At 42.6% G+C, this 5,336-nt stretch carries 3 protein-coding genes and 1 pseudogene; all 4 read right to left on the bottom strand.

Annotated features, from left to right (window positions below):
- A pseudogene (locus WKF69_RS17505) lies at window positions 1-374 on the bottom strand (flagellar motor protein MotB); the annotation flags it as partial.
- A gap of 148 nt (window positions 375-522) precedes the next feature.
- On the bottom strand, window positions 523-2,835 hold the full coding sequence (locus WKF69_RS17500; protein WP_340383516.1) for an ice-binding family protein: 2,313 nt from the start codon (window positions 2,833-2,835) through the stop codon (window positions 523-525).
- A gap of 117 nt (window positions 2,836-2,952) precedes the next feature.
- Entirely contained in the window at window positions 2,953-3,498 is a 546-nt protein-coding gene (locus WKF69_RS17495) for an AraC family transcriptional regulator (RefSeq protein ID WP_340383515.1), read from the bottom strand.
- A gap of 385 nt (window positions 3,499-3,883) precedes the next feature.
- Window positions 3,884-4,930, bottom strand: coding sequence for a hypothetical protein (locus WKF69_RS17490; RefSeq protein ID WP_340383514.1), 1,047 nt, complete (start codon window positions 4,928-4,930; stop codon window positions 3,884-3,886).
- Between the last annotated feature and the right edge of the window lie 406 nt (window positions 4,931-5,336).

The following is a 5,336-nucleotide window of genomic DNA, read 5'->3' as shown; positions in this document are numbered from 1 at the left end:
CCGGCAAAAAAGAAAAATTTAGATGTAGCCGAGCCTAATCTTAGGCTTGGTTCAACGCTTAAATAGCTCAGCTTGCTTTCGAGGGTTGCCGGGCAGTTACAGGGAGCTATCACATCATTAAACTTTGCACCGCGTCCATCATACCCAACGTTTAACATTGCGCCCCAAACCGGGCCGGGACGATATTCCATCAATATTGATCCGTAAGGCTTGAAACCTAAACCTCTGTGAAAGGCCGTTGGAACAAACAATGAATTATTCAGGCGTTGAGTAGTGCCATCGTATATATTCAGATTTGCAGCTCCCGACACTCCGAACCACCACGGTGAGAAAGTGCTTTGTGCCTGCACATTGCCTTGGATGAAAATTATCATTAAACAGGAAATGATAACTTTTTGTATGATTTTGTTTTTGAGAAACATAAGAGATCTTCTATTACAGATTAAAGTTTTTGTTTTTTTAGTTTGGTAAATCCCCCGAAAAAGGGGGATATACACAGATGACATTTACATGTGTTCAGTATTAATTAGGCACGTTGATGGTTGTGTTTACCATAGTAACTGATGCAACCAGCGACAGAGCACGGCCGTTCAATACTGTCTGAACGGTATTTCCAGCGGTCGAGAATGTTACTCCCGCAGAAGAGATGATAGTACCTACCATTGTACCGCCACCAGCGCCGTTAATGGTAGCGGCAGTCCCGACGTACCAGTATACGTTTCTGGCAAGAGCCCCATTAGCAAGAATGATACTACGTGCACCGGTTGGTCCAGCTACCCCCACAGTTAATGCGGTTGGCACCTGGAATACCCATACAGCATCCGCATTGCCCTGAGCATCCAGAGTAAGATTTCCATTTGTTATCCCGTATGTTCCGCTTGCAGATCTATATGTACCTGGCGCTAATGTCCGTCCTCCAAGCTCATCATTGCTAAGAACAATACCACCCGGCCTGTTCGCAGGCGAGATACTGACGTAAAACGCATTTATTGCCAGTAATGCCTTAGCTGCTATATCAGCTGAAGCAGCAGTACCGGGTGCCGGAGGTGCTGCATGAATCCTTCCTGTTACAAGGCCCTTGTTTAACGGGGTTTCTGTATAAACATCCCCTGTGGTTCCATCATGAAATCCTGTAATCACAGTGGCGACCCCAGTGGTGCCGATGCTTCCATTGATGAGCGTATTTATTCCCTGATTGGTTATACCTGCACTCCCCCCAAAAGCTCCAAAAATTGACGTGAATAGCGGTGCAGCCACAGGCGTGAAATTAGCTGTGATCGTCTTATTCGCATTCATCGTCACCGTCAATGGATTTGCTGAACCTGTAGCATCGCCACTCCACGAACTAAAGTTGAATCCGCTATTTGGTGTAGCTGTAAGCTGCACGGTAGATCCGCTGTTATAAGTCGCCTGGTTTGGATTCTTCGTAACTGATCCGTTATTAGCAATTACCGTTAATGTGAAAGTATTTACCGGTATGGCTGTAAAGTTCGCAGTGATATTCTTATTGCCATTCATATTAACAGTTAGTGGATTTGCAGATCCGCTGGCATCACCGCTCCACGACGAGAAGACAAAGCCAGTGGCCGGTGTCGCTGTCAGTTGCACGTTGGTTCCGTGATTGTACCTTGGCTGGTCCGGAGTTTTGGCCACTGTACCATTGGTTGCAGTTACCGTTAATGTGTAGGTGTTAAGGGTAAAATTGGCCACCAGGCTTCGGTTTGAGCTTAACACGAACGTGTAACTTGGACTTGTAGATAATACAGTTCCACTCCCCTGGTCAGTCCAGCTGGTAAAGGTATAGCCCACATTGGCTGCTGCCGTAACCGTCACAGAAGATCCGGAAGAGAATGCCCCTTCGCCGTTCGTGGTGCCCCCGGCTGCTGGATTTGAAGATAATACAACAGCAAATTGTGACGCCGGGATTGCCCTGAAGTTTGCAACGAATGTCCTGTCAGCCGTGATAAAGAACTGAATACTTGTGCTTGTTGAAACCCTAACTCCGTTTTCCGTCCATTCCACAAAGGTAAACCCTGGATTAGCCCGTGCTGTAGCAGTTACCGATGTACCCGGATCATAAGAGCCCGCGCCCGTCGTAGTTCCGCCCGCAGCCGGTAGAGAGGATAGGCTTACCGAAAATTTTCCGATGGGTACCGGGGCAAAGTTTGCAACCAATGCAATGTTTCCATTGACTGTAAACTGGTAGCTGGCACTGGTGGAAACCACTGTCCCATTAACTGTCCAGTTTGTAAAAGTGAAACCGCTGATCGGTGTTGCTGTTACAGTAGCTAATGAACCCTGAGCGAATGCTCCCGCTCCGGTAGTAGTTCCTGCAGCAGAAGGACTTGATGATGTCGTTACAACAGGAGTTGTTGTGAAAGACCATACATAATCGGCAACCATAGCTGTTCGTAAGGTGTCCTTAGCCCCGGTTGTAATAGTACCCGTATAAAGTAAAAAAGGTGAAAGAGCAACATCCGGCTTAAAAGTAAAAACGGCACTGTTGGTTGTCGGCGCTATTACTCCCGGCACTACTGTTGCGCCTTGTTTTAAACTAAAAGTAGAGCTGTTTATAGTTGATGCACTCATTGTGGTGTTAAAGGTCACGGTGATCACCTTGTTTAAAGGAACATCAACGGCCTTGTCCATCGGATCGGTGGAAACAACTACAGGGCAGAGCCCTACAACTTCTCCCTGGAAATCGTCTTTCTTACAAGCAGCCAGAAAGACAACAATGAGCATTGCGACATAACATATCGTCTTGTTTAGTTTAGAATAGCCTCTGCTCTTGAGCAGCTGGACATCATCCATACCTTGTGTGATGTTTTTTTTCATAATGTAGATTAAGGAAATTAGAAATGAGGTTTAACATTCCGTTTAGCAAAGCTACCTTGGGGAAAGCAGAATCTGTTATATAATTTTATCTGAAAGTTCTATAATTCACACATTGTATTAGCCTGAGATGTTGTTCGCTTGAAGCTTGAAGCTTGAAGGAGTCACTCCGGTCACCTTCTTGAATTGAGTGGAAAGGTGGGCTACGCTGCTATAGTTTAATTTCCATGATATCTCGGTGAGATTTAAAGCGCTGAAGGCAATAAGATTTTTTGCAATCAGGATCTTCTGCTGAATTACGTATTGCTCGATTGTAGTGGATTCCATTTCAGAAAATACATTCGCCAAATAAGTGTAATCCAAATTAAGGTTTGAGCTCAGGTAATACGAAAAATTCCCCTTTGCATGTGTTTCCGGCTGGTTAATCATCTCAGAGATAAGCCCTTTAATCTTGTCTATAATAACATGCTTCTTATTGTCGACAACCTCAAGGCCCCATTTTGACAAAGCATCTCTTATCTGCTGCAAATCTTCACCCGTCAGAACTTCGACAATATCGATCTTTCCCATTTCAATTGATCTGCAGTGAAAACCTAACTGTTCCATTTCGATCTTAACGATCATAATACAACGAATACATACCATATTCTTTACGTAGATTTCCATACTTATTTACTTGCAAAGGCAGTGCCCTGAAAATCGAGAATAAATACAATGATTTTCATATGTTAATTCTGTCGTCTGATATTGCGATTTGCCACCGAAAAATACTTAAGAGGATATACTATTACTTACAAAGTAAAATAGATTCGTTATAAATTATTTTATAGTTATATCAGGAATAAATATACACGTTTAACAAAATTCTTTTTGTATACTATAATAGATTAAGTGTATATAGGACTAGAAAATCCGGGAATCAAGTCTTAATTATGTGATTTATAAGCATTTCTACCTGGTCCGTTTTGAATATCTCAGTGCAATGAGAATACTTATTTATCGCCAGGGTTTTGCTAATACAAGTATTGAAGCGTTGTTTATTAAATTGATCTTAAAAATCCTTTTTCAGGATTGTCACATCGCCGGCTATAATTCTAGCCTTCCGCTTTTTATTAGCCGGAAGTTTATTCAGATCAATAACCCTGATGGAAAAGTCCGGCTGTGCGATCTTATCAGCCTCCGAGTCAAGCACGTAGATCCGGTTATCTACGAATTCGATATTTACTGGTCGCTTGTACTTCCATATATCGGTGCGCAAAACCTGCCCGGATAACCAGCTATTAGACGTGTTAAGTATATGAACCCTGCCGTCAGCATTTCCTTCTGAGACGACAAGCAGGTATTCCTTCGTAAAGTGAATGCTGTTTATGTCGTCGAAATCCTTCTCTATAGAAACCATGTATATTGCCTTCGTTTTAAGGTCAACCTTTAAAATATTTCGTCCTACTGATACCAGAAGATATTCATGTTTATGATATGCGATTGATTTGATCTGATCTGTTATACCGCTGAGCAGTTCATTTTCGACCAGTACGGAACCGCGGCCTTTCTTATCAACTTTGTATATTACCGGAGCTAAGGCATCGGCGATATAAACCACTCCGTCAGGATCAACGGTGAGATCCGTTACATAATGAAGCCCTTTAAACAGGTCTCCAAGTTCATATACAGATTCAATTTTATTAGTAGATAAATTCAGTTTTACCAATTGAGGTTTGCTCCCACCCTTTATAGCGTTTGGCTTCCTTACAGGGTTTATAATAGCATACAGGGTATTGCCCTGGATTTTCATCGCAGCAGTACCAATAAGTATGCTGTCCTTCAGCAGGAATCTATATTGACCGTCGCTGTTGACGTAGCCCAACTGACCATCGTTAATGGAATTGATCATAAACAATTTACCGGCGGGGTAATACACCAGGTCGCGCGCGTCCAGATTCAAACCCAGATAGTTCACTATGTAGTTTTGTGCTCTTGCCTCCCTGTATGATAGTGCAATCAGAAAGAGAGTAAAGATTATCCTGAAATAACGCGTAGAGCGAACCCTTCTGGTCGGTTCATTAGAACTTAAAAACCTTTGACTAACGTTACTTTTCATGACATATTGGGATTAATATTGATAAAAGAAAACCTCCTGTGAATTTATTATTATGCAAACTTATCCTTATTCTGCCGGGCAGCGAATGATGTAACCACGTGAAATAAGTGATCGTAATCACTAAAAAATATCAACAAGGGTGCACGGAACATGAGCCCTATATCTGGTTGGGTAAATTACCAGTGCTAAGACGAAGGATGGCAATTAATGATAAAACCAAAAATAAGCATTCTAAGCGGAGATACTCATCTGATGACCGATAGTTATCGGATGAGATCCAGTCATCAGATGAATACTGACCTTCTATAGCCCCGAATAATAATCATATCCCTGCTCAGCCCAGTAATCACGTGTACGCTCGTTACTAAACCTGATCACTCCTATCCGTTTCAAATTCTTTATACCA

It is taken from the genome of Daejeonella sp. (genome assembly GCF_037719425.1).
GTDB lineage: Bacteria > Bacteroidota > Bacteroidia > Sphingobacteriales > Sphingobacteriaceae > Daejeonella.
Note: the sequence above shows the minus strand (reverse complement) of the source record. Positions and strands in the feature narration are given on the sequence as shown.

Bases quoted from the DNA above. Each gene is read 5' to 3' on its own strand.
- WKF69_RS17490 (WP_340383514.1), bottom strand. From the start codon at position 4,930: ATGAAAAGTAACGTTAGTCAAAGGTTTTTAAGTTCTAATGAACCGACC.
- WKF69_RS17495 (WP_340383515.1), bottom strand. From the start codon at position 3,498: ATGGAAATCTACGTAAAGAATATGGTATGTATTCGTTGTATTATGATC.
- WKF69_RS17500 (WP_340383516.1), bottom strand. From the start codon at position 2,835: ATGAAAAAAAACATCACACAAGGTATGGATGATGTCCAGCTGCTCAAG.